The 2,892-nt window shown below is 52.5% G+C and carries 4 protein-coding genes and 3 tRNA genes; all 7 read right to left on the bottom strand.

Annotated elements, in window-relative coordinates; all coding sequences use genetic code 11:
* The coding region (locus tag ACW9HX_RS28995) for a GTP-binding protein (RefSeq protein WP_132579187.1) at positions 1 to 112 on the bottom strand (112 nt) is incomplete at its 3' end.
* 84 nt (positions 113 to 196) lie between these two features.
* A tRNA-Thr gene (locus tag ACW9HX_RS28990) sits at positions 197 to 272 on the bottom strand.
* 26 nt (positions 273 to 298) lie between these two features.
* A tRNA-Gly gene (locus ACW9HX_RS28985) sits at positions 299 to 372 on the bottom strand.
* Between the two features lie 25 nt (positions 373 to 397).
* Positions 398 to 482 (bottom strand) — tRNA-Tyr (locus ACW9HX_RS28980).
* A gap of 143 nt (positions 483 to 625) precedes the next feature.
* Positions 626 to 1,051, bottom strand: a complete 426-nt coding sequence (locus tag ACW9HX_RS28975) for a hypothetical protein (RefSeq protein WP_457383201.1) — start codon at positions 1,049 to 1,051, stop codon at positions 626 to 628.
* A gap of 7 nt (positions 1,052 to 1,058) precedes the next feature.
* Positions 1,059 to 1,808 carry a pantothenate kinase gene (locus tag ACW9HX_RS28970; RefSeq protein ID WP_457383200.1) on the bottom strand — a complete coding sequence of 250 codons (750 nt, stop codon included), beginning with the start codon at positions 1,806 to 1,808 and terminating at the stop codon, positions 1,059 to 1,061.
* Complete coding sequence (gene birA, locus ACW9HX_RS28965) at positions 1,798 to 2,751, bottom strand: bifunctional biotin--[acetyl-CoA-carboxylase] ligase/biotin operon repressor BirA (RefSeq protein ID WP_457383202.1); 954 nt, start codon at positions 2,749 to 2,751, stop codon at positions 1,798 to 1,800. Before birA ends, ACW9HX_RS28970 begins: the two co-directional genes overlap by 11 nt.
* Positions 2,752 to 2,892: the final 141 nt, after the last annotated feature.

The following is a 2,892-nucleotide window of genomic DNA, read 5'->3' as shown; positions in this document are numbered from 1 at the left end:
CGGAGCAGACGCGAGTCAGAGCAGCGGTCAGAGTGGTTTTACCGTGGTCAACGTGACCGATAGTTCCGACGTTGACGTGCGGTAGGGAACGATCAAATTTTTCCTTAGCCATCGATATCACCCCTCACAGAAGAAATAAGCAAACAACCCTAGCCATTAAAACAAAGGCAGATATTTTCATATCTGCCTTGTTATATGGAGCTCTTGAGCGGATTTGAACCGCTGACCTCACCCTTACCAAGGGTGTGCTCTACCAACTGAGCTACAAGAGCGTAACACTTTGCACAACCTGCAAACTTGGAGCGGGTAGCGGGAATCGAACCCGCATCATCAGCTTGGAAGGCTGAGGTTCTACCACTAAACTATACCCGCGGAGCCTGCAGCTCACGCTAAAATCTGGTGGAGGGAGAAGGATTCGAACCTTCGAAGTCGTAGACGTCAGATTTACAGTCTGATCCCTTTGGCCGCTCGGGAACCCCTCCTAATCAGGCCGGCATTCTATACTATGCCAACCCCTTGTCAAGCATTTTCTCATTTAAAAACCTGAGGTTAGCTGCTTTGACATCGCTCTACCACTTCAACCTCTTCAGGTCTTCGCTGTGGAGCGGGCGCCATTCTATGCAAACTATTCAGCAGGTGCAACCCCCTCGCACAGCATTATTTTGTGTTTTAACTCATTGAATTCCTTGGAAAGGTTTTGCAACTGAGCGTCGCCCAGGAAACGCTGGGTTTCGGGCGTAATTCGGAACCAATATGCATTGCTGGAAGGGTCTTTAGGTAAAGGCTGAAGTTTCGCTCCAAGCTCATTTAGACGCTGCTCCAGCGCCTGCGCAGTTTCAGAGCGACCCGAACCACCTATATATAGACACTGTCCATCAGTTTTCGCGCCTCGAGAAGCATCACCGGCTTCGCTCAGCAAACGGATATCCTGCTGCGAACCACGATAAAGACTGAGAGGCGTGACGTCCTTTGCACGCAATGGGGCCTCCTGCTGATGCCAGACGTAATAAAACACATTGAGTACCAGGAGCAGGAGAAACAACCAACGCATACAAACCTCAGGATAAAGGACACGCCATAGCCAAACCTACGAACACCAAATCGGAAACGACCCGAGCTTCAGGTGCGACATCCGACACCAGCTCAGCATCACCACCAGTGATGAAGACACTGAAATTTTCACCCCAGTAGGAACGCGCCATCTCCAACTGCGTCAATACGAATCCTCTAAGCATCAACGAACAGCCACGCTCCACTGCCTCGACCGTATTGCGCCCAGGAGCGTGACTCGTCAACGCTCGTTCCGCCGCCAGATCGCCATAGCGAATCTTTCGAGTATGCGTACGCAATTGATTGCGCATTAGCGGCATACCAGGACCAATGAAGCCTCCAAGGTGCTCACCATCCGACGAGATGAAATCAGCAGTCACCGCCGTCCCAAAATCGAGAACCAGGCAAGCCCCCCCAGCCAGATGAAAACTACCGAGCATCGCCAACCAACGATCAAGGCCAAGACGCTCGTAGTCTTCGTAACCATTTTTGACGCCGGACATTTCGCGAGCAGGTGTCGCACAGACAACGGGAATATCGAACTCACGCTTGAGAAAACCAATCAGCAAATTGGTCTCCTCTTCAGTCCTTACACTGACAAGGCGGCATTTGCCGAGAGACAATTTATCGAGCGAACGAAGGCTATTGACCAATGCCTCATCGGAGTCAACCACCCCTTCCGCAACCAGGGCACCCGCCTCGGCATCCAGCACCCGCCACTTGATAAAGCTGTTTCCGCAATCAAGCTCAAGAATCATCACGCAACCTCAAGCTGAGCTCACCACCACTAAAGACTTTCTCCACGCCATCCACCTTCAGCCGTAGCGCACCTTGATTATCGATCCCCAGCACCACGCCATCTATCTGGTTGACACCCGCAGTGAGAGAAACCGGCAGTCCCTGCCATAAGTGATTCGCTTCCCACTCCGCCTGAAGCGCAGAAAAACCTTCTGACTGATGACGGTGCAAATAAAGCTGCAACTGCTTGCTCAGCTCAACCACCAGAATATTGCGATCACAGGCTTTTCCCGACTCGAGCCGTATCGAGGTCCACTGCTGATCAACCTCGTCAGTAGCTTGCATGTTCACGTTAATGCCAACACCCAGCACTACATGACACACGTCTGCCGGGTCTCCGACCAGTTCTAGCAAGATCCCGGCGATTTTTTTTCGCCCAGCCAAAACGTCATTGGGCCACTTCAGCCCTGCACCTGGCACCCCAAGCGTACGGAGGGTTTGCATGACCGCGAGACCGACAACAAGACTTAGCCCTTCAAGTTGACGCATCCCGCCGTCAATACGCAATACGAGACTGTAATAGAGGTTCTCGGCAAACGGGCTTACCCACTTACGACCTCTACGACCACGCCCGGAGACTTGTCGCTCAGCCAGCACCAGAAAGGGTGCCATTTGCCCCCGATCAACGGCGCGCAACGATTCTGCATTAGTAGAGTCGATGGAGTCGAAGAGACTCACAGGCCAGCCGGCAAGACTTTCCTCTATCTTGAGCGAGTCAAGCAACTCTAGCGGCGAGGCCAACTGGTAGCCTCGCCCCCGGACTTTATGTATGGATAGCCCAAGCTCAGCCTCCAGGTGTTGAAGCTGCTTCCACACTGCACTTCGACTAATTCCCAGGGCAACTCCCAGAGCCTGACCGGAATGGAATCGCCCATCCTTCAGAAGGTTCAACAACGTCAGCATGCAGGTCTCGCCTCGGAATAAGGCCCGAATAATAGCCATGCACCGAGCCGTTGCATAGAATTCAAACAACCCACTTTCCTGCGGGCAAAACAAAACCCCAACTGCTTTCGCAATTGGGGTTTCGGAATTTAATCTTGACGA

The sequence above is a fragment of the Pseudomonas sp. SDO52101_S400 genome (assembly GCF_054071635.1).
The sequence above is the reverse complement of the archived record's forward strand: the minus strand, read 5'-3'. Positions and strand labels throughout refer to the sequence as shown.